Source organism: Cellulomonas sp. McL0606, assembly GCF_058248365.1.
In genome coordinates this window covers 674,999-696,235 of record NZ_CM177779.1, presented here as the reverse complement: position 1 = coordinate 696,235, position 21,237 = coordinate 674,999, and the positions used below count along the sequence as shown (strand labels likewise).

Below are 21,237 nucleotides of genomic sequence, written 5' to 3'. Positions count from 1 at the left end.
GCCTTTCGGTCGCCTATCGTCAACACGTCAACACGTCGATCCGCCGCTCGACCGAGTACCCGGAGGGTGCCGTGTCCGACTCAGAGTCCCGCCGCACGCCGGTGTCGATCGTGTGCGTCTTCAACGACCTGGACGTCCGGACGACGTGCCTCGACGCCTCGATCCGCGCCGGGCTCGCCGACGCACCTGCGACCGAGTACCTGCCCGTGGACAACCGCGACGGTCGGTTCGCCTCGGCCGGTGCGGCGCTCAACGACGGGGCACGGCGCGCGCAGCACGACGTGGTCGTCTTCGTCCATCAGGACGTCTACCTGCACTCGCTCGCAGCCCTCGAGATCGCGGCAACGGCACTGAAGGACGACGCGTCCGTCGGCCTCGTCGGCGCGGTCGGCATCACCGCGACCGGTTCCGTGGCCGGCGTCGTGCGTGACCGGGTCGTCATGATCGGCGCGCCGTCGTCGCCGACAGCCTCCGTCGACAGCGTCGACGAGGTGCTCTTCCTGGTGGAGCGCGCCCGTGTTCTCGAGGAGCCGCTGACCGAGGATCCCGACCTGGCGTGGCACGCGTACGCGGTTGAGTACGGCGCGCGCGTCCGGTCACAGGGCCTGCGGGTCGTCACGCACGACGTCCGCCTGACGCACAACAGCATGACCACCAACCTGGCCCGGCTGGCCGAGGCCCACGGCCGTGTCGCCGAGATGTACCCGGGGCTGCTGCCCATGCACACGACCTGCGGGGTGATCCGTCCTGCGCGCGCCGGGCGGCGGGTGCGCACGGCGTGGGGGCGCCGGCACGGCGTCGCCACCTGGTGGCGCGAGTCGACGACCGCCGCACGACTCGCGAAGCTCGACGGCATCCGCACCGGTGACGTCGTCCTGGGCGACATCAGGCTGGCGATCGACGACGTGCTGGCGCTCGCCGGCTGCGACGGCGCCCGGGTGGTCAACGTCGTCGCGGAAGTCGACGGTCCGGTCGGCTGGCTGGCAGCCTCGCTCCCTCGTGCAGGGCGGCTGGTGACCTCGACGACGACGACCATCGACGAGCTGTCCGACTCGGTCACCCTCCCGGAGCCCGGGCAGGCGCTGCTCGTGACCGGCGTCGACGCTGCCGTCGTCGATCGACTCGCGCCCGCGCTCGGCCGTGAGCCTCATCTGCTGGGTCTCGTCGAGGACACGGGGGCGTGGGCCCTCTGGGTCGCCGATCCGGCGCACGTGCGAACGACGTGGAGCGCGCGGCGCAACGCACCCTTCGCCATGCCGTCCCGGACCGCTGATGCGTCGGGGGGCTCCGCTGGTGCACCAGCGGAGCTTCTCCCGGTAGCGGACGGACGCGATGTCGATCGACGGCAGGAGCCCACAGCGGACGCCCGGACGCGTTCGACGTGCAACGGCGCGGATCTGCGCAGCAACCCTCGGACTTGCGGTCCGGGTCGAGGACCTGACCCCACCGGGCCTGCGCTACGGCTACGTCCACCCGCTCGCTCGCGCGGTCCTGCACAAGCCGCTCGATGCGCTCGGCGCGGTCGAGGGCGCCGCGTTCCGCCCGTCACCGACTGAGGCGGCGGTGGCTTCTGCCGATCTGCGGTGCGGGCTCGTAGCCGACTCGCTGGACATCGGCGGGATCGGCCGCGTGGTCGAGATGCTCGCCGAGGGGTTGCGCTCGGTCGGCGTCGAGCCCGTCGTCGTCTGCCCGAGCGACGGGCGACGCGTCGAGCGGTTGCGGGCTCACGGCATCGAGGTGCTCGTGGTCCCCGACGCCGGGACGTCGACGCATGTGCTCGCCGAGGCGCGCCTCGACGTGATCCAGGTGCACAGCGCCCCGGAGCACCTCGTCGATGCTGCAGCCATCACGGGTATGCCCCTGATCGCGGTGCTGCACAACACGGAGATCCACTACTCCCCCTCGATGTGGGACGCGGCCGCGCGCCTCTTCGCCAGGGCGACGTCCGTCGTCGCGGTGAGCGCCCTGGTCCGACAGTTCCACGTCGACCGCGTACCACCGGATGTCGGGTCCAAGATCGTCGTCGTCCCCAACGGTGCGATGCCCCTGCCCGCGGCGACCGAGCAGGTCCGCGCAGCCGCCCGTGGCGAGCTGTCGCGGACCGTCGGCGACTCGCTCGACGGCGACGTCGTGTTCGCGTGCCTGGCGCGCTACGACTCGCAGAAGAACATCGCCGGCCTGGTGGCCTCGTTCCTGTCGGCACCCGTCACGGACCTGCGGGTGCGGCTCGTCGTGGCAGGGGACCCGTCGGACTGGCTCGAGTACCGACGAGCCGACGCGATCCGCCGCGCCCACCCGTCCGGGGGCCGGGTGCACCTGCTGGGCGACTCCGACGCTGCCACCTTGCTCTGTGCGGCCGACGCCTTCGCTCTCGACTCGTTCTTCGAGGGCTGGCCCCTTGCAGCCACTGAGGCGGTCGCCGCCGGCCTCCCGATCGTCATCAGCGAGGCGGGGGGTGCGGCCGAGCTCGTCGAGCGCGCAGTTCCCGGATCCGTCCTCGTCGCGAACGCCAGCGGGCCGGCCGCTGACGTCTCCGACCGGCGTGCCCGACGTGCACGTCGCGGAGCGCCCCACCAGATCAACGCCGAGGCCGTCGCGGCCGCGATCGCGTACACCGCCGCCGCGGTGCGGACCGCCGGACGAGCATCTCCTCCGGGCGACGACTCGTTCCGGGCCATGGTCCTGGGGCACGCGGAGCTCATCCGGGCCGCGGCCGTGCGGCATGAGAAGGAAGGGATCAGCTGAGGCATGGGCGAGCACGTAACGACCCCTTCGCCCGCCGCGGACGACCCAACCCGGAGGGCAGCGGCAGGGGTGACGGACCCGGAGAACTCCGAGCGAGCGGCTGACCCGCCCGCTGCCGACGCGCGACCCGCCGAGATGGCGCCACCGATGGAGCCGTCCGGGCAGCCCGGAGACGGGCTGTCGCCGAGCCTCAGCAGCGTCGCCGCGACCGGGGCCGCGTGGTTGACGGCGCAGAAGTGGGTCGTGCGGCTCTCGGGGCTGGTCACCATCGCGATCCTCGCCCGACTCCTCTCTCCGTCGGACTACGGCGTCGTGGCGGCCGCGTCCGTGGTCCTGCCCTTCGTCCTGCTCCTGTCCGACCTCGGCCTGTCGACGTACCTCGTCCAGGCCGAGGAGCCGGACCAGCGCGTGCTGAGCACGGGCTTCTGGTTCTCGATGACGATGGCGCTCGGTCTCGGCGGACTGCTCTTCGCGTTCGTGCCGGTCATGGTCGACGCGCTGGGCGTCCCGCAAGCCGGCCCCGTCATGCGAGCGATGCTGGTCTCCGTCCCGCTGGTCGTGGGCGCCTCCGTGCCGACCGCGCTCCTGAGGCGACGTCTGGAGTTCCGCCGCCTCGCGCTCCAGGGCGCCGTCGCCGCCGGCCTGGCGCAGGTCGCGGCGATCGCTGTGGCCCTCGCTGGTGGCGGCGCCTGGGCGCTCGTGGCCCAGGCGCTGATCACGATCGGGTTCACCTCCACGGCCGCCTGGATCACGGCGCGCTGGAGGCCGTCGCGTAGCTTCTCGCGCGCGGAGTTCCGCGCCATGACCAGCTACGGGTACAAGGTCGTCGCGGTCGAGTTCGTCTCCGTCCTGCGCAACTGGGCGGAGACCGCGATCGTCGCCGTCTCGCTCGGCGCTGCCGCCCTTGGGCTGCTCGCGATCGCGCAACGCCTCGTCCAGGTTGCGCAGGAGCTCGGCGGCTCGGCGCTCGTCCCGGTGTCGCTCGTGATGCTCGCGAAGATCCGCGAGTCACCGGAGCGGCTGCGCACGGCCTACCAGCGCGCCTCGACTCTCACCTACGCGGCGGTCTCACCGCTGCTCACCTACGTCGCCGTGGCCGCTCCGCTGGTCATCCCCATCCTCTTCGGGCCGAAGTGGGACGGTGCGGTGCCCGTCACGCGTGGCCTCGCCGTCGCCGCGATCCTGACGATCGGCGCGGCGGTCGACCACGGGATGTTCTATGCGATCGGCCAGCCGGGCCGTTGGTTCGTGTACTCCGCGATCGTCGACGTCCTGACGGTCGCGGCGACCGCAGTCGCGGTGTCGCAGGGTCTGACCGCGGTCGCTTGGGCATTCGTCGGCGTCGCCTTGGTGGCAACCGTGGCACGTTGGGTGCTCGTGTCGCGGCAGATCGGCACTCGCGTCGCCGAGCTCGCCCGACCGTTCGGCTCGGTCGTCATCTGCGTCGCAGGCTCCGCGCTCGTCGGTCTGGCTGCTGTGCGGTGGGTGCCGGGGCCGGTGCTGCTGCGCGCGGCGGTGGTCGGCGTCGTGATGCTGCTGGTGCACATCGTGCTCACGCGGCTCGTCCTGCCCAAGACCTACGCCGAGGTGATCGCGCTCGGACCGATCCCCGCACGGGTGCGCACGCGTCTTCGGCGGCTCTCCCTGCTCCCCGACTGACCGGCCCGCCTCACCTGCCGAATCGCGTGGCCAGCTGCGCGCGGAGGCGCCACCGCAGGCTGTGCAGCGTGCTCGCGGCGAGGTCCCGCGCATGGGTCGCGGGTCCGGCGTCTCTCGTCCGGTAGTCGAGCCCGGTCACGGTGTGCGCGATCGGCGGCCAGCAGCTCAGCCCGAACTCGGCCAACCGGGCCCGGTCCGCACTCTCTTGATCGCTGTCGGATCGCAGCCGGGCCATCCTGAGTGCCTCGCGCGCGATCGAGCGCAGCGCGAGGCCTCGAAGGCGCTCGGCGTGCTCGAGATCACGACCAGGACCGTCGAAGAACTGCTGGAACCCGAGCGCCCGGTGCTGCATGTCCGTGAGCAGCCCGTCGAAGTCGGTGAGGTGCATGTTGCCACCGTGGTCGCGGTAGTAGGCCTGCGCCGGGCCGTTGACTCGCGCGACGCCGCCTGCCATCGACGCGCGCATCCACAGATCCATGTCGGCCGTGTGCGGCAACGCGGGGTCATAGCCCCCGACGGCCTCGAGCACCGAGCGCCGCATGATGACCTCGGGATTCACGATGCAGTTGCGCCCGGTGCGGCACACCCGGCGCAGCCACCGGTCACCGGACCAGGTCGCCCAGTACGTCCGGCGTGAGCCAGGTGAGCTCGGAGGCCGGCCGCTGAACGTCGGGGCCTCGCCGTACACGAGACCGACGTCTGGGTGGTGCTCGAGCAGGGCGGTCGAACGGGCGAGCGACCCGGGAGCGAGCAGGTCGTCGGCCGAGAGCAGGACGACGTAGTCGCCAGTGACACGTGCCAGTCCGTCGTTGTATGTCGCGATGTGGCCGGCGTTCCGCTCGTGCGCGACGACCTGGATTCTGTCGTCGGCTGCTGCGAGGGTGTGCGCCACCGCAACGCTGCCGTCGGGCGAGGCGTCGTCCACGATGATGACGTCGACGTCGACCCCGGGTTGGCGGAGCGCGCTCCCGACGGCGTCGGGGAGGAACCGGCCGTAGTTGTAGCAGGGGATCACGACGCTCACGCGTGGCCGCTCGGCAAGAGCCAGCGCCCGGCCGATCATGCGGATCGGCCCGCCGGGCCGACGGCACGCGTCAGTGCCTCGACGACCACGGCCTGTTGGGCGGCGGCGAGGTGCGGGAACATCGGGAGCGAGAGGATCCTGCCCGCGGCGGCCTCCACCACGGGGAACGCACCGGCACCCAGTCCGAGGTGCGCGTAGGCGCCCGTCAGATGGATCGGCGTCGGGTAGTGGATGCCCGCGCCGATCCCCGCGTCGTTCAGCTCCCGCAGCACACGGTCCCGATCGTCGACCTGCACGACATACAGGTGCCAGACGTCCTGGTTGCCCTCGGCGCTGACTGGCACTCGCACGCCGTCGACGCCGGCCAGCAGCTCGCCGTACCGCGCGGCGGCCGCCCGGCGGGCGTCGTTCCAGCCCGCGAGCCGACGCAGCTTCGCCTCGAGCACCACCGCCTGCACCGTGTCGAGGCGCGAGTTCATACCGATCGCCTCGTGCTGGTACTTCACCGCAGAGCCATGGGCCGACAGCACCCGCACTGTCCGGGCGATGTCGGCATCGGACGTCGTCACGGCGCCGGCATCGCCGGCCGCCCCCAGGTTCTTGCCGGGGTAGAGCTCGTCCCGGCGGCCAGCCCGAAGGAGCCAGCGGCCCGACCGTTGCGCATCGCGCCCTGGGACTGCGCCGCGTCCTCGATCATCGGCACACCCGCGTCCGCGGCGATCTTGCCGATCTCCTCGACGGGCGCGACCTGGCCGAACAGGTGCACGGGGACGATCGCCTCCGTGCGAGGACCGACCGCTGCGCGGACGGCATCGGGGTCCATCAGCAGATGCACGGGATCCACGTCGACCAAGACCGGGACCGCGCCGATGCGGGATGCGGCCTCCGCGGTCGCGATGAAGGTGTTCGCAGGGATGATCACCTCGCCGCCGACGCGCACACCTGCGGCACGGAGCGCGAGCTCGAGCGCATCGGTCCCGTTGGCCACGCCGATCGTGTGGGACACCTGGCTGAACGCCGAGTAGGCGGCCTCGAACCGGCCGACCGCCGGGCCGCCGATGAAGGCGGTGGCCGCGAAGACCTCGTCGAGGCCGGCACGCACCTCGTCGGCGATCTCGGCCTGCTGGGCACCGAGGTCCACCAGGGGGATCTTGCTCACGCGCGTGCTCCTTCGTCGATGGTCACAGCTTCGTTCTCGGGTGACGCGGCCCCGACGGCCCAGCGGTGCCGGGCCCGGCCAGACTCCTCACCCAGGGGGCGGGCCGGCACTCCGACCCACGTCTCGCCGTCGGGCTGGTCCTCGAGCAGTGCGGCGCCCATGCCCAGCGTCGCGCCGGCACCGACGCGGACGTGCTCGCGGACGCCAGCGTTCATACCGACGTAGGCGCCCCGGCCGACGACGACGGCGCCGCCGAGCGACACCCCCGCGCAGAGCGTGCCGAAGTCCTGCACGACGCAGTCGTGGGTGAGCGTGACGTTCGGCATCACCACCACGTGCGAGCCGACGGTCACGGCCGTGGTCAGTGCGACCCCGGCCAGCACGATCGACCCGGTGCCGATGTCGCAGCCCGCCGGCACGTCGACGCTCGGGTGGACCACGGTCGCGTAGCGGACGGGGAAGACCCCGAGCGCCTCGAACCGCTCGACGATCAGCTCCCGCGACCGACCACGGCCGGCGCAGATCAGGAGGTCCGGGCCCGGGTGGTCGGTGACGCTGTCGAGGCCGCCGAGCACAGGGGCGCCGTCGAGCATCGTCCCGTGCCGGGCGACGTCGTCGTCGAGGTAGCCGACGACCTCGTAGTCCGTGTGCGCGCGGACGACCGCGAGCACCTCACGGGCGAGGCCGCTGGCGGCGACGAGGATGAGCTGAGGCGTCACGCGGGACCGGCCGAGCGCAGGGCGTCGATCACGCGGGCCTGCTCCGACTCCGACAGCTGGTGGAACACCGGCAGGATGAGCGTCGTGTCGGTCAGGTGCTCGGTCACCGGCAGCGGGGCGTGCGCGGCGCCGGCGTACGCGGGCTGACGGTGCGTGGCCATGATGCCGCGACGGGCGGAGATGTCCGCAGCGGCGAGGTGGGCCAGCAGCCCGTCGCGGTCGAGGGGGAACTCAGGACCGACCTCGACCCAGAACGACTGGAAGTTGCAGGTTCCCCACTCGGGGTCCGCGACCGCACGCAGGCCGGGCAGCTCGTCGACCTGCTTCGCGTATGTCGCGGCGATCTCGCGACGACGCGCGACGACCTCCGGGAGCCGGCCGAGCTGGACGATGCCGACGGCGGCCTGCAGGTCGGTCATCCGGTAGTTGTAGCCGACCTCGAGGTACTCCTCGGGCGGCGCCAGGACGCTCGCGTGCCGAGCCGCGGCCGAGACGCTCATCGCGTGCTCGCGCAGGATGCGGGCCCGGGCCGCCCACTCGGCGTGCGGTGTGGTGAGCATGCCGCCCTCGCCGGTGGTGACGATCTTGCGCGGGTGGAACGACCACGCCGCCACGTCCGCGCCGGCCCCAACCGGGCGTCCGCGGTAGGTCGAGCCCGCGCCGCATGCTGCGTCCTCGATCACAACGATGCCGCGCGGGTCCGTGACGGCACGGATCGCGTCCAGGTCCACCGGCACGCCACCCTGGTCGACGACGATCACCGCACGGGTGGCGTCGGTCAGCGCGGCGGTGACCGACACGGCCGTGAGGTTGCCGGTGAGCGGGTCGACGTCGGCAAACACCGGACGAGCGCCCACGTACGTCGGCGCGTTCGAGGTGGCGATGAACGAGAAGGACGGCACCACGACGTCGTCGCCGGCCTGCACGCCCGCCACGACGAGCGCGAGATGCAGCGCCGTGGTGCACGACGAGGCGGCGACGGCGTGCTCGATCTGCATGGCCTGCGCGAACGCCGCCTCGAACGCCGCCACCTTCGGCCCCTGGGCCACCCAGCCCGAGGCGATGACCTCGCTGACCGCGGCGATCTCCTCGGGACCGAACCACGGCTGCATGACGTTGATGCGGCTCATGCGGGTGACCCCGCGGGGCTCAGCGCGCGTCCGGCCGCGATCTCGCTGCGCAGCGGGCGCCACCACTCGACGAGCGCGCGAAGGCCGTCCTCCAGGCCGATCTCCGCCTCGAACCCGAGGTCCATCCGGGCCGCGGTGGTGTCCGCCAGCCGCCGGGTCACGCCGTTGACGGCGCGATCCGGCCCGTGCTCGACCGGCAGGTCGGAGTCCATGGCCCGCAGCAGCGCCTGCGCCAGCCCCAGCAGGCTCGTCTCGGTGCCGGACGCGATGTTGTAGACGCCGTCCACCACGTCGCTGCTCGCGGCCAGGAGGTTCGCGCGTGCGATGTCGCCGGTCACGACGAAGTCCATCGTCTGCAGGCCGTCGCCGAAGATCAGGGGCGGCTTGCCGTCGGCGATCCGCTCCATCCAGCGCACGAGCACCTCGGTGTACAGGCCGTGCACGTCCATCCGCGGCCCGTACACGTTGAAGTAGCGCAGCAGCACGTAGTCGAGGCCGTACATCGCGCGGAAGCTGCGCACCATGCCCTCGTTGAACGACTTGGCCGCGCCGTAGAACGTGTCGTTGTTGTGGTGGTGGTGGCGCTCCCCCGTCGGGAACTGCTCGGCGAGGCCGTACACCGATGCGGACGACGCGGCGATCAGCTTGTCCACCTTGTGCTCGACGGCGGCCTCCAGCACGGTGAACGTGCCGTCCACCAGCACCTCGAGCGCGAGCCGCGGCTCCTCGGCGCACTGCGTGATCCGGATGGCCGCCTGGTGGAACACGATGTCCTGCCCGCGGGTCACGTCGTGCACGAGGTCCCGGTCGCGCAGGTCGCCCTCGACGAGCTCGACCTTGCCGGTCGCGAGCGCGCCTGCGAGGTTCTCGCGACGGCCGCGGACGAGGTTGTCGAGGACGACGACGTGCGCCGCGCCGGCGTCGACCAGCTGGTCGACGATCGTGGAACCGATGGTGCCGGCCCCGCCGGTCACGAGGACGCGGGCGCCCTGGAGCGTGCTCATGCGATGGTCTCCAGCGAGGGTGCGTGGGCGTCGACAGGGGTCAGGCGGCCCCCGTCGGCAAGGCTGAGGGAGGCGGACTCGAGGACGTCCAGGACGCGCAGGCCGGCGTGGCCGTCGGTCCGCGGCGCACGGTCCTCACGGATGGCCGACGCGAACTCGGCGACCATGACGCCGAGCGCCTCCTTCTCGGGGAGCGCAGGCGCCCAGGCGTCACCCAGGCGGTAGGAGATGTTCGCGGTCGTCTTGTCCGGCATCGGCTGACCCAGCTCGACGCCGCGGTCGTACACGGTGAGCCGCTGCTGCGGGGACAGGTCGTCCCAGACGAGCGTGCGCTTGCTGCCCCCGATGACCATCTGGCGGATCTTGGTCGGGCTGAGCCAGTTGACGTGCACGTGAGCGATGGCGCCGCCCGGAAGCGGCAGCGTCAGGTAGCCGACGCACGTCTGGCCGGTGCCCAGCGGGTCCGCGCCCTGCGCTGCGACGCCCGTCGGCACCAGGCCGCCCGGGAGGATGAAGTCGAGGATCGACAAGTCGTGCGGGGCGAGGTCCCAGAACACGTCGACGTCGGGCTGCACGATGCCAAGGTTGATGCGCACCGAGTCGACGTACAGGATGTCGCCGAGGTGCCCCTCCTCGATCAGCTTCCCGCATCTTCAGCACCGGCGCGGTGTAGCAGAACGTGTGGTCGACCATGAGGACCCGGTCCAGCTCGGCGGCCCGGGAGACCATCGTCCGGGCGGCCGTGCCCCGGTCGGCGATGGGCTTCTCGACAACGACGTGCTTGCCGGCCTCGAGGGCCGCCAGCGCGATCGGTGCGTGGGTGCGGGCCGGGGTCGCGATGGCGATCGCGTCGACGTCGTCACGGGCCAGCAGGTCCGTGACGCTCGTCATCACCTCGACCGTCGACCGGGCGCCGACGACCTTCCGCGCACGGTCCGCGTCGAGGTCGCAGACGGCCACGAGGTCCCAGTCGGGGCTGTTCCTGAAGTTGCGGGCCAGGTTGGGTCCCCAGTACCCCGCACCCACCACGGCTGCTCGCAGCTGCTCGGTCATCGTCGTGTCGCCCCTTTGATCTCGTGAGGGACCAGTGTCCCTACCCCTAGGGGGGCATGTCCGCAGAAACCGGACATTTTCACCCCCGTCCGGCGGGGTGAACACCCGATCGGCGGCACACGTTCACCCGGCGTCTCGGTCCAGGTCATCCGCCTGCTGACCCGCAACGAACCGAGACCCGTGACCGACCCCGGAGGAGGTCGGTCACGGGTCTCGGAGTGCGATGTCAGCCGGCCGGAACGAACACGAGGTCGACCCCGTAGAACGCCGAGGACGGGTTGGCCGGGAAGGAGGTGCCGTATAGGTAGGCCCCACCCGTGGCGATCGTCGACAGCGGCCCGACCGTCCGGACGGCGGCCAGGCCGTTCACGGTGACTGCGTACATCCCGGTCGTCGAGTAGTACGAGGCCGTGTACGTCTGACCCGGCGTCACCGCGACGGGCGTGGCGAACTTCACCGTCTGCCATCCGGACGCCGACTCGGCTGTCGACGCCGCCGTGCCGATCAGCGCGTTCGAGCCGTTCCACAGATAGACCGTGTGCGCTCCGGTGTTGGCAGCACCCTTGTAGAACCGGACGGCAGTGACAGTCCCGGGCGCACTGGTGGTGAACCGAGTGCCGACCTGAACGGCGTTGGTGTCGTTCCACGACGCGTTCACCGGGATGTCGGTGTCGGCGTACAAGGACACCGGTGCCGGTACGGCGGCGGTGGTGGTCGTGAACGACCAAGCCCCCGATCCGAGGGCCACACCGGCGAGGCTCGTCGCCACCGAGTACGACGTTCCGAGCGCCAGGGTCGCGGACGGGGTGAACGTGACCCGAAGGGTGCTCGAGTCGAACGTGCTCGTCCCCACGACCGCCCCGCCGGGGCCGGTCAGCGCGATCACCGGCGTGCCCGAGGCAGGCACCTTCGACAAGGTCGACACCACCGTGGTCGCCGTCGAGACACCCGTCGCACCACTCGCCGGCGTCTGTGCCGTCACCGTCGGCGCGCTCGGCGGTGCGGTCGTGAAGACGACGTCGACGAAGTAGTTGGACTGCTGCCACGTGTCCGTCGGGAATCCACCCGACCCGTACTTGTAGCGGCCGTTGCCAGCGGCCGGGACCGTCAACGGTCCCACGACCGAATCCGCCACGAAGGCCGACGATGCCGCCGCGTAGTGCCCCTGGGGCGCGAGGTAGGAGACTACGTACGTGGTCCCGGGCGTCACCTCGTAGGGGGTTGCGAACGTCGCCGTCTGCCAGCCCGTGGCCGACTCGCCGGAGAACGTGACCGTGCGCAGGGCAGTCCCGGTCGAGCTCCACAGCGTCCCGACGTGCGTACCGCCGTTACCCGTCCCCTTGTAGAACCGCACGCCCGTGATGACGCCGGTCGCGGTCGGCGTGAACGCGACCCCGAGCTTCACCGAGGACGAGTCGTTCGCAGCCGGCGTCGAGGGCACGGCCGAACCGAACAACGTGCACGGGCACCCCCCGGCCTGGGCGGTCGTGAACGACCAGGTCTGCGGCGCCAGCGTCGAGCCTCCGGTCGAGACCAGGCCGCTGGCGGTCGCCGTATAGGCCGTCGAGGAAGCCAGGGCAGCGGACGGCGTGAAGGTCAGCGTCTGGCCGTCCGAGGACTTGACGGTCGTCCCCGGCACGGCGGTCGCGCCGGCGGTGAGCGTCAGGGTTGCGCCCGCCGCGAGCGGGGCGTTGAACGTCACGCTCACGGGCACGGACGGGGCCACGCCGAGCGCCCCGTTCGCGGGTGCCTGGGCGGTCGCCGCGAGCTGCACGGCGTCCTGGGTGAAGATGACGTCGACGAGATAGCTGGTCGAGGTCGTCGATCCCGGGTAGCTGTTGGCGTAGGAGTACATCCCGCTGTCGACGGCGGTCCGCAGGGGCGCACGCTGCACACCGAGGCCGGAGAAAGCACCGACGGTCGCCGAGTACTCGCCGACGGTCGTGCGGTACGACGCGACGTACTCGGTGTCCTTGTTGATGTGCACCGGCGTCGCGAACGTCACTGTCTGCCAGCCCTGGGTGCTCTCACCCGTGAACGTCGCCTGCGCGAGGGGCGTCGAACCACCCAGCGCCCACAGGGCTCCGACGTGGGTGCCGGTGTTGTTCGGCCCCTTGTAGAACCGGACGCCGCTCACGACGCCACCCGTGCTGCTGGCGAATCTGACGCCGAGCGTGACCGCGGCGGGGTCCGCCGCCTCCAAGGTGGTAGGAACCGTCGAGTCGTCGAAGAGCGACACCGTCGCGGCCCCCGCGACCTGAGCCGGCGCGGCCGTCGTGAAGGACCACGTGCTCGCGCCCTGGATGCCCGCCCCTGTGGAGTCGACCGCGGCGACTGCAGCCGTGTATGTCGACGACGACGTGAGCGCCGCGCTCGGTGTGAACGTGAGCGTCCGCGTGGCAGCCGTGTACACCGTGCTGCCGGCCACCGTCGAACCTCCCGTCTTCGTGAGGGTCAGCGTCGGGGTGCCCGCCGCCGGCTTCGAGAGGACCACGCTCACGGGCGTCCCGACCGGGACGCTGGTCGAACCAGCGAGCGGCTGACCGCCGCCGATCGTCATCGGGGTCGCGTCGATTGTGTTGAACAGAACGTCGACGTAGTAGTTGCTCGAGTCGTAGCTGTCCGCGGGGAACGTGCCGGGCGCACCGTAGGTGCCCGGCGCCGCCACGCCGTACCCACCGGGCACCGAGAGCGGGGTCGCGGCGATTCCACGATAGGAGAACGCGTTGGCCGCGACGGCGTAGTGGCCGACGGATGCCGTGTAAGAGACGACGTACTCCGTACCGACGACCAGCGGGACCGGGGTCGCGAACTGGGCCGACTGCCATCCCGTCGCAGTCTCGTTGGTGAACGTCACCGTGCTCAGGAGCTGGCCCGTCGCGCTCCAGAGCCGACCGGTGTGGGTACCCGTGTTACCCGCGCCCTTGTAGAAGCGCACACCCGTGGCATACCCGGTCGTCGCGGCCGCGAAGCGCAGACCGAGCTCAACGGCCGCACCGTCGTCCGCGGCGGGTACCGCCGGGACCTTGGTGCCGAGCACACTGCACGGGCACGAAAGGGTCAAGCTGCGCGTGGCCGGCGTGCCGATGTTCGCGCTGTCGTCGATGGCGCGAGCCATTACCGGGACCGCCCCCTGACCCGACTGGACGTAGGTGTACGTCCAGCTCGTCGTGCCTGTCGCGGCGTGCCAGGTGGCGCCGTTGTCCATGGACACCTCGACCCCGGCGACCTGACCACCGACGTCCGACGCCGTCCCGGTGAGCGTGACGGTCGCACCATTGGCCACCGCGGCCCCCGCCGCCGGCGACGTGATGATCGTGGTCGGGGCTGTCGTGTCGGTCGACGCCGTGGCAGCGACGAGGTCGGACTGGAGCGAGCCGGCCTGTGCCTTCATGTCCGCGAGCAGGTTCACGGTCGCCTGCCGCATCCTCGCGTCAGCGGGCGCGGGGGTGTCCCCGTCATGGTTCTGGTCCAGTCCCCACGCCCACTGGATCGACCCGGCCGAGAAGACGAGCGCGCCGCTGGCCGCTCGGTACAGCGTGATGTGGTGCGTCGTGGTTCCGGGCAGGACCGTGCTGCCGAAGTCCTGCATGATCTGGGCCGACGGTCCGGTCGACGTCGACATGTGGATCAGGCCGGACGGCCGGAACCCGTTGTCCAGGTCCTCGTCCGACTCGTAGCCGACGGTGTGCGGAGCCAGGCTGGCGCTGGTGCCGGTGGCGAGGCTCGACAGGCCGGTGTTCCGCCAGATGCGAAGCTTTCCTTCGGCCGACGAGACCGTGATCGGCATGTCCGACGCGTTCGAGACGTACATAGTGCCGGTGAGCCCGTTCTCGGGTACGCCGCCACCCTTCGACGGTGGCGCGAAGCGTGGGTCGCGCCAGGTCCCGGTCCACTGGTCTGTCGGGTCGATCTTCGCGTTCGACCACGTCTCCTTGTACGAGACGAGGGTCCGGTAGGCGGTCGACGGTCCCGCGACCGAGTTCTCGTACCGGGTGCGCCAGTAGACCTCGTTGCCGCTGAAGAACGCCAGGTTCACGCCGGCGTCACGCGCAGCCTCGACGTTGGCACGCTGTGCGGCAGACCAGTACTCGTCGTGCCCGACGGACAGGAACACCTTGTGGTTCTTGAGCAGGCTTCCGTACCGGTCCGAGTCCACCCCTGCCATGTAGCTGACGTCGTACCCGTTGGCCTCGAGGAATCTGACCATCGGGTACTCGTTGCTGAAGTAGAAGTCCCGGCCGCCCGCGTAGCCGCGCGTCACGACGGGCCTGTTGTAACTGATCTTGTAGGCCCTACCGTTCGCAGCACCCTGGTAGAAGTCGGAGCCGCCGTAGGTGTTGTACGCCTGCCACGTCGGGTCTGACGTCTGGTAGATGATCTGGGAGGTGCTGGCGTCGTTGCGCACGACGAACGTGATCTGGCTGTCCTCGCCGGTCGCGGTGATCGTGAGGTGAGCGATGTAGACGCCGGAGACGGCGGTCGTCGGCACCGTCCAGCTGGCCGACTGCGCCCAGTTGCCGCAGTCGTAGAGCTCGGTCGTCGCGTCCGTCACGCATTGGGGCTGGATCTGCGGCAGCTTGACCGACGGCGTCACCGACGCGATCTTGCGGGCACCGAGACCGCCGTAGTAGCCGGTCCGGTAGATGTCGATCGTGTACGCCGACACAGCGGTCTTGATCTTGAACCCGATCGTGCCCCCGACGTTCACTGAGATGTCGGTGGAGAAGCCCTGGATGTTGTCGGAGCCCGCGCCGTTGATGTCCCACTCCGACGGGTCGGCACCCGGCTTGGAGTTCTCGCAGATGATCGGGTTGCCGCCCGCGGCACACGGGTCGGTCGCCGCCGAGGCCGCCGTGGGGATGGCCGTGACAGCGAGCGTTGCGCTCGCGACCAGTGCCACGACGAACCCGACGTTGCGGCGGAAGGTGCTGCGGGGGCTCATGAGGACTCCGAGTGTCGAGAACGAGCTCAGGTGGGTGCGCTACCAGGACATGGGTCTCGCACGAAGGCTCTGATACCGGACGATATGGGACATCTCGGACGTTGACGCCCGTTCTGTCCGGATATCACCCGGCGTGACACGGACAATCGCCCAGATGACGTAGCGGTGCCCCCAGGTGGGCCAGAATCGGACCACCAGGCAATCCGACCCACAAGGAGCGACCGTGCCCGACAACAGCCCGACCGTGGCCCCCTCGGCCGACGTCGACCCGCGCGCGACGGTCGGCGACGGCACCCGGATCTGGCACCTCGCCCAGGTGCGCGAGGGCGCCGTCGTCGGCAAGGAGTGCATCGTGGGCCGGGGCGCCTACATCGGGCCGGGCGTGGTCGTCGGAGACCGGTGCAAGATCCAGAACCACGCGCTGGTGTACGAGCCGGCGGTCCTCGAGGACGGCGTCTTCGTCGGGCCCGCGGTGGTGTTCACCAACGACTACTACCCGCGCGCGGTGACCCCCGACGGCGGGCTCAAGTCCGCGGACGACTGGCACGCCGTGGGGGTGACGGTCCGGACGGGTGCCTCGATCGGCGCGCGCGCGGTCTGTGTCGCGCCGGTGACGATCGGTCGCTGGGCGCTCGTCGCGGCCGGCTCGGTGGTGACCAAGGACGTCCCGGACTTCGCGCTCGTCGCGGGCGTGCCGGCGAGGCGCATCCGCTGGGTGGGCCGGGCCGGCGCCCCGCTCGAGGAGCAGGGCGACGAGACGTGGACGTGCCCGATCACCGACGAGCTGTACGTCGAGATCGACGGCGTGCTGAACCTCGTGATCCAGTGACGCCTCAGTAGGCGCCGGAGCCGCCGAAGACCGCACGGCCCGTCTTCCAGAGGATCAGCAGGTCCATGGTGACGGACCAGTTGTCGACGTACCGCAGGTCCAGCCGGATCGACTCGTCCCACGACAGGTCGGCACGACCGCTGACCTGCCACAGACCGGTGAGCCCGGGGCGCACGCGCAGGCGGCGGTTGACGGCGTCGTGGTACTCGTCGACCTCAGCCGGCAACGGCGGGCGCGGGCCGACGAGCGACATGTCGCCCTTGACCACGTTCCACAGCTGGGCACCTCGTCGACCGAGTACCGCCGGATCAGGCGACCGACCTTCGTGATGCGGGGGTCGGAGTGCATCTTGAACATGAGGCCGTCACGGTCGCTGCTCTCGAGCAGGGCTGCCCGACGCGCCTCCGCGTCGACGTACATGCTCCGCAGCTTCCAGAGCGTGAACTCCTGACCGTCGACGCCGACGCGACGCTGACGGAAGAACGGCGAGCCCGGGCTGGTCACCCGGACGGCGACCGCCGCGGTGATGATCACCGGCAGCGCGACGAGGAGCAGGAGCACGCCGAGCGTGCGGTCCAGCGTCGCCTTGGCCAGCCGACGTCGGCGCGGGGACGAGGTCTCGACCTCGATCAGGGACAGGCCGGCGGTCGGGCGCAGCTGGACGCGGGGGCCGAGCACCTCGACGAGGCCCGGGGCCACGACGAGGTCGACCTGTGCACGTCCGAGTGCCCACGACAGGCGGCGGAGCGCGTCTCCGGCGAGCTCGCTGCCCGCGACGATGACCGTGTCGACCTGGTGGTCGTAGGCGACCTGAGGGATGTCCGCCAGCGCACCGAGGGTCGGCACGCCGTCCTGCGGCGGTTCGTCGGTGACGGCCGGGAGGCACACACCGACGACCTGGTAGCCGTGGTAGGTCGAGCGGCGCAGGTCCGAGATCACCGAGTGGACCGAGCTGGCGTCGCCGACGACGAGGGTCCGGGCCATCGCCATGCCCTTGGAGCGCCGACCGTGCAGCGAACGACGGAGCGCGTACCGGCCGAGCGCGACGCTGAAGGTCAGGACGACGACGATGAGGGCGACCAGGACGCGCGGGAGCACGACACCGACGGCGACGCTGCCGAGGGCCACCACCGCGGCCGAGCCGACGCCCGCGCGGAAGATCGCCTGGAACTCGCCGGGACCGTCGCCGACGTGCTTGTGGTCGTACCCCCGGCCGGCGGCGACCAGTACAAGGAAGGAGACGGCGACGACCACGGCCCACCAGGCGGTGCCGTCGGTGTAGGGCCGGAACAGCACGAGGACGGTCGCGAGGACGAGCGCGCTGATGGCGACGTCCGTCGCGACGGACTGCTGGACGTACCGACGGGACTCGCTCCCCCAGTTCGCTGCGTCGTACGAGGCCAACGGCTCGCGGGGGTGCGTCACGAACGGCTCACCCGACGCCCAGGAGCGTCGCGGTCCGGCGGCGGCCCTGCGACGTTCGAGGAGAACGTCCAGGTCGTCAGCCGGATCCCCAAGGATCGTCATGTCTCTGCCCGTCGACGAATGAAGTAGTACGTCTGTCCGGGTTGGAGGCTATGTCGACAGGTATGGCCGGAGATAGACCTATATGTCCGTTTTCACCCGGTGTTCACCCGGGTGGAAAGGACGTTCACGCCTTGGTGTGGAACCGCAGCTGGGCCTGCTCGAGGCCCTGGGTGACGAGAGTCTCCACCGCGTCGGCGGCCGAGTCCACCAGCCACGGGACGTCCTTCAGCTCGACCTTGGCGAAGTCGCGCAGCACGAAGTCGGCGGCATCCATGCGGCCGGGCGGCCGGCCGACGCCGACCCGGACGCGGACGTAGTCCTTCGAGCCGAGCGCGCGCGTGGTGTCGCGCAGGCCGTTGTGACCGCCCTCGCCGCCGCCTCTCTTGAGCCGGACGTCCGCGAACGGGATGTCGAGCTCGTCGTGCACCAGGACTGTACGTTCGAGGGGCACGTCGTAGTACTTCGCGAGCGCGGACGTCGGTCCGCCCGACGTGTTCATGTACGTCGTCGGCTTGGCCAGGATCACCCGAGGGCCCGGGACACCGCCCGGCAGGACCCCGAGCCGAGCCTCCGCGACGACGGCCTGGGGGCGCGACAACAGCCGACCGCCGCCCGACCCGAACGTCGCACCGTGGCGCCTGGCCAGCTCGTCCAGCACCATCTGACCCACGTTGTGACGGTTGCCGGCGTACTTCGCGCCAGGGTTGCCCAGGCCGACGACCAGCCAGGGTCCGTCGGTCATGTCGCCTCCTCGGTGCGGGCAGTCGTGGAACGGGCAGTCGTGGAGCGGCAGTCGTGGAACGGGCAGAGTGCACGACGCCCGGCACCGTCAGGAACGGTACCGGGCGTCGGCGATCAGCTAGAGCGGACGGCTCACGCCTCGGCGGCGGCGGCGCTGGCGGCCGACTGCGACGCGGCGATCTCCGACGCGGCAGCCTCGGCGGCCAGGTCGTCGGCGGAGGCGTGCGGGACGCTGATCGCGATGACGGTCAGGTCGGGGTCCGACAGCAGGGTCGCACCCTCGGGCAGGGTGATCTCGCCCGCGGTGATGGACGTTCCACCGGTCAGGCCCTCGATGGAGACCTGGACCTCGTTCGGGATGTGCGTGGCCTCGACCTCGAGCGACAGCGCCTGCGTCTCGAAGACGTGGATCGTGCCCGGGTAGGACTCGCCGACGACGGTGACCTGGACGTCGACGGTGACCTTCTCGCCACGGCGCACGATCAGCAGGTCGACGTGCTCGATGGTGTTCTTGACGACGTCGCGCTGGACGTCCTTCGTGATCGCCAGCGTCGTCTTGCCGTCGAGCTCGATGGAGAACAGGGCGTTGGCCTGCTTGACGGCGAGCATCGTCTGGTGGCCCGGGAGGGCGACGTGCTGCGGGTCCGAGCCGTGGCCGTAGAGCACCGCGGGGATCTGGTCGGCACGGCGCAGGCGGCGCGCGGCGCCCTTGCCGAACTCGGAACGGGCGGTGGCGACGAGCTTGATCTCAGCCATGGTGACTCCGGGAGTAGGCGCCCGCGCAGTGTCCGCGAGCGGTCGGTACGAGAGAAGCGTCGTGTGGACGACGCGTACAAGAACAGAGTGGTGGTGGCCTCGACGCGGGACGTGGGACGGGCACGCGGAGGCGGCACGCCCAGTCGATCACGGAAGCTCAGGGGCCGTGCCGGCCCGACGCCACCCTTGACATGATGAGCGCCGTTCCGTCCGACCGTCCTTCGTCCCTCGCCGAGGCAACCTGTAGAGCCTACCCGAGGCGACGGGGTGCTCCCAACCCCAGACGGTCAGTCGGCCCAGGCGTAGCGGACCGTGACGTCGGCCCGGACGGCCTGCTCGCCGGCCTCGACCGGGATCGCCAGGCCCATGGGAGCGGCCGCGACCCGCGCAAACGTCGGCGCGGCGTCCGCGACGCCCTCCTGGACCCAGACGACCTCGCCCAGCGCGCGGCCGGCCAGCGTCGCCCAGTGCGTGGCCTTCGCCACGGCGTCGGCCCACGCGAGCTCTCGTGCGGACGCCTGGGCCGCGGTCGGGTCGCTGACCGCGTAGCGCAGGGTGCCGAGGCGCGCCTCGTCACCGCCCGCGGTGACGGCGGCGCCCAGCAGGTCCCCGGCGGTGTCCACGCCGCGCAGGGTCACGCTCAGGTCCATCCGGGCGACCGTGTGGTCGCCGTCGGTCCAGGACGACGTCCCCCGGGTCTGCAGGGCGCGGGCGTCGAGACCCCCCGCCTGCAGCGAGTCGGTGATCCGGGTCAGCGCCGCGCTCGCGAGCAGCAGGGCGCGCCCGGCGTCGAGCCCGCGGGACTCGGCACCCAGCTCGGCGATGACGACGTCGGGCGCGGTGAGCACCTCACCGGCCCCCCGGACGGTGACGCCCCCGCGGGGACCGCGTCGCTCGTCGTCGGGAGGGCCGCCCATCGGCACCGCTCAGGCCTGACCGTCGAACAGGGACGTGACCGAGCCGTCGTCGAACACCTCGCGGATGGCGCGGGCGATGAGCGGGGCGATCGACAGGACGGTCAGCTTGGGGAAGCGGCGCTCGTCGGCGATCGGCAGGGTGTCGGTGATGACCACCTCACGGGCGCCGCAGCCCTGCAGCCGCTCGGCGGCCGGGTCGGACAGCACGCCGTGGGTGGCGGCGACGATGACGTCCTTCGCCCCCGCCTCGAGGATCACCCGGACGGCACCGGCGATGGTGCCGGCGGTGTCGATGAGGTCGTCGACGAGCACGCAGCTGCGGCCCTCGACGTCGCCGACCACCCGGTTGGCGACCGTCTTGTTGGGGCTGCGGATGTCGCGCGTCTTGTGCACGAACGCCAGCGGCCCCCCGCCGAGCTTGGCGGCCCACTGCTCGGCGACGCGGATGCGGCCGGCGTCGGGCGAGACGACCGTGACGTTCGAGGTGTCCACGCGGCCGCGCACGTAGTCGGTGAGGATCGGCATCGCCCACAGGTGGTCGACCGGGCCGTCGAAGAAGCCCTGGATCTGCGCGGCGTGCAGGTCGACGCTCATCAGACGGTCGGCGCCGGCCGTCTTGAACAGGTCGGCCATGAGACGCGCGGAGATCGGCTCGCGCCCGCGGTGCTTCTTGTCCTGGCGGGCGTAGCCGTAGAACGGGGCGACGACGGTGATCGTCTTGGCGGAGGCCCGCTTGAGCGCGTCGACCATGAGCAGCTGCTCCATGATCCAGGTGTTGATGGGCGACCCGTGCGACTGCAGGACGAAGGTGTCGGCGCCGCGCACCGACTCGCCGAACCGGGTGTACAGCTCGCCGTTGGCGAACTCGTACGTGGTGGTCGGCAACAGCTCGATGCCCAGGTGGGCGGCCACGTTGTTGGCCAGGTCGGGGTGGGCGCGGCCGGAGAGCAGCACCAGGCGCTTCTCGCTGTCCGAGGAGACGATCCCGGTCATCGGGCGGAGTCCTTAGGGTCGGTGGGGACTGCAGGG

At 71.2% G+C, this 21,237-nt stretch carries 13 protein-coding genes and 3 pseudogenes; 4 read left to right on the top strand and 12 right to left on the bottom strand.

Annotated elements, in window-relative coordinates; genetic code table 11:
- Positions 1 to 71: 71 nt before the first annotated feature.
- The 3 genes from AC38ZX_RS03565 to AC38ZX_RS03555 all read left to right on the top strand — a co-directional run bounded on the left by AC38ZX_RS03565 (position 72) and on the right by AC38ZX_RS03555 (position 4,404).
- On the top strand, positions 72 to 1,556 hold the full coding sequence (locus AC38ZX_RS03565; RefSeq protein WP_491296363.1) for a glycosyltransferase: 1,485 nt from the start codon (positions 72 to 74) through the stop codon (positions 1,554 to 1,556).
- Between the two features lie 7 nt (positions 1,557 to 1,563).
- A complete protein-coding gene (locus AC38ZX_RS03560) occupies positions 1,564 to 2,745 on the top strand; it encodes a glycosyltransferase family 4 protein (protein WP_491296362.1) in 1,182 nt (393 codons plus the stop codon).
- A gap of 69 nt (positions 2,746 to 2,814) precedes the next feature.
- Positions 2,815 to 4,404, top strand: a complete 1,590-nt coding sequence (locus tag AC38ZX_RS03555; RefSeq protein ID WP_491296361.1) for a lipopolysaccharide biosynthesis protein — start codon at positions 2,815 to 2,817, stop codon at positions 4,402 to 4,404.
- Between the two features lie 10 nt (positions 4,405 to 4,414).
- Here the strand turns inward: AC38ZX_RS03555 and AC38ZX_RS03550 are convergent, their stop codons facing one another.
- The 7 genes and pseudogenes from AC38ZX_RS03550 to AC38ZX_RS03520 form a co-directional block, all read right to left on the bottom strand.
- Positions 4,415 to 5,428, bottom strand: coding sequence for a glycosyltransferase (locus AC38ZX_RS03550; protein ID WP_491296360.1), 1,014 nt, complete (start codon positions 5,426 to 5,428; stop codon positions 4,415 to 4,417).
- Positions 5,429 to 5,463: 35 nt separating this feature from the next.
- Positions 5,464 to 6,530 (bottom strand): annotated as a pseudogene (locus tag AC38ZX_RS03545) (DegT/DnrJ/EryC1/StrS family aminotransferase).
- Positions 6,531 to 6,583: 53 nt separating this feature from the next.
- The gene (locus tag AC38ZX_RS03540; protein WP_426594481.1) at positions 6,584 to 7,306 is read right to left on the bottom strand and encodes an acetyltransferase; all 723 of its coding nucleotides are present in this window, start codon (positions 7,304 to 7,306) and stop codon (positions 6,584 to 6,586) included.
- Positions 7,303 to 8,436, bottom strand: a complete 1,134-nt coding sequence (locus AC38ZX_RS03535) for a DegT/DnrJ/EryC1/StrS family aminotransferase (RefSeq protein ID WP_491296359.1) — start codon at positions 8,434 to 8,436, stop codon at positions 7,303 to 7,305. Before AC38ZX_RS03535 ends, AC38ZX_RS03540 begins: the two co-directional genes overlap by 4 nt.
- Positions 8,433 to 9,440 (bottom strand): NAD-dependent epimerase/dehydratase family protein, encoded by a 1,008-nt coding sequence (locus AC38ZX_RS03530; protein ID WP_491296358.1) that lies wholly within the window; start codon positions 9,438 to 9,440, stop codon positions 8,433 to 8,435. The genes AC38ZX_RS03535 and AC38ZX_RS03530 overlap by 4 nt, the downstream gene beginning before the upstream one ends.
- Positions 9,437 to 10,493, bottom strand: a pseudogene (locus AC38ZX_RS03525) (Gfo/Idh/MocA family protein). The gene AC38ZX_RS03530 and the pseudogene AC38ZX_RS03525 overlap by 4 nt, the downstream one beginning before the upstream one ends.
- 226 nt (positions 10,494 to 10,719) lie before the next feature.
- Positions 10,720 to 15,438, bottom strand: a complete 4,719-nt coding sequence (locus AC38ZX_RS03520; RefSeq protein WP_491296357.1) for a DUF4082 domain-containing protein — start codon at positions 15,436 to 15,438, stop codon at positions 10,720 to 10,722.
- Between the two features lie 223 nt (positions 15,439 to 15,661).
- Between AC38ZX_RS03520 and AC38ZX_RS03515 the strand changes: the two genes are divergently transcribed.
- Positions 15,662 to 16,267, top strand: coding sequence for an acyltransferase (locus AC38ZX_RS03515; RefSeq protein WP_491296355.1), 606 nt, complete (start codon positions 15,662 to 15,664; stop codon positions 16,265 to 16,267).
- A 4-nt stretch (positions 16,268 to 16,271) separates the two neighbouring features.
- Here the strand turns inward: AC38ZX_RS03515 and AC38ZX_RS03510 are convergent.
- From AC38ZX_RS03510 to AC38ZX_RS03490, 5 genes and pseudogenes are all read right to left on the bottom strand, one after another.
- Positions 16,272 to 17,794: pseudogene (locus AC38ZX_RS03510) on the bottom strand (sugar transferase).
- A gap of 124 nt (positions 17,795 to 17,918) precedes the next feature.
- A complete protein-coding gene (pth, locus tag AC38ZX_RS03505) occupies positions 17,919 to 18,536 on the bottom strand; it encodes an aminoacyl-tRNA hydrolase (RefSeq protein ID WP_426594473.1) in 618 nt (205 codons plus the stop codon).
- A gap of 131 nt (positions 18,537 to 18,667) precedes the next feature.
- Positions 18,668 to 19,291, bottom strand: coding sequence for a 50S ribosomal protein L25/general stress protein Ctc (locus AC38ZX_RS03500; RefSeq protein ID WP_426594472.1), 624 nt, complete (start codon positions 19,289 to 19,291; stop codon positions 18,668 to 18,670).
- Between the two features lie 287 nt (positions 19,292 to 19,578).
- A complete protein-coding gene (locus AC38ZX_RS03495) occupies positions 19,579 to 20,208 on the bottom strand; it encodes an SIMPL domain-containing protein (RefSeq protein ID WP_491296354.1) in 630 nt (209 codons plus the stop codon).
- A gap of 9 nt (positions 20,209 to 20,217) precedes the next feature.
- Positions 20,218 to 21,201, bottom strand: a complete 984-nt coding sequence (locus tag AC38ZX_RS03490) for a ribose-phosphate diphosphokinase (protein WP_426594470.1) — start codon at positions 21,199 to 21,201, stop codon at positions 20,218 to 20,220.
- Positions 21,202 to 21,237: the final 36 nt, after the last annotated feature.

Coding starts and splice junctions, on each gene's coding strand:
- AC38ZX_RS03495 (WP_491296354.1), bottom strand. CDS start 20,208: ATGGGCGGCCCTCCCGACGACGAGCGACGCGGTCCCCGCGGGGGCGTC.
- AC38ZX_RS03535 (WP_491296359.1), bottom strand. CDS start 8,436: ATGAGCCGCATCAACGTCATGCAGCCGTGGTTCGGTCCCGAGGAGATC.
- AC38ZX_RS03500 (WP_426594472.1), bottom strand. CDS start 19,291: ATGGCTGAGATCAAGCTCGTCGCCACCGCCCGTTCCGAGTTCGGCAAG.
- AC38ZX_RS03530 (WP_491296358.1), bottom strand. CDS start 9,440: ATGAGCACGCTCCAGGGCGCCCGCGTCCTCGTGACCGGCGGGGCCGGC.
- AC38ZX_RS03490 (WP_426594470.1), bottom strand. CDS start 21,201: ATGACCGGGATCGTCTCCTCGGACAGCGAGAAGCGCCTGGTGCTGCTC.
- AC38ZX_RS03520 (WP_491296357.1), bottom strand. CDS start 15,438: ATGAGCCCCCGCAGCACCTTCCGCCGCAACGTCGGGTTCGTCGTGGCA.
- pth (WP_426594473.1), bottom strand. CDS start 18,536: ATGACCGACGGACCCTGGCTGGTCGTCGGCCTGGGCAACCCTGGCGCG.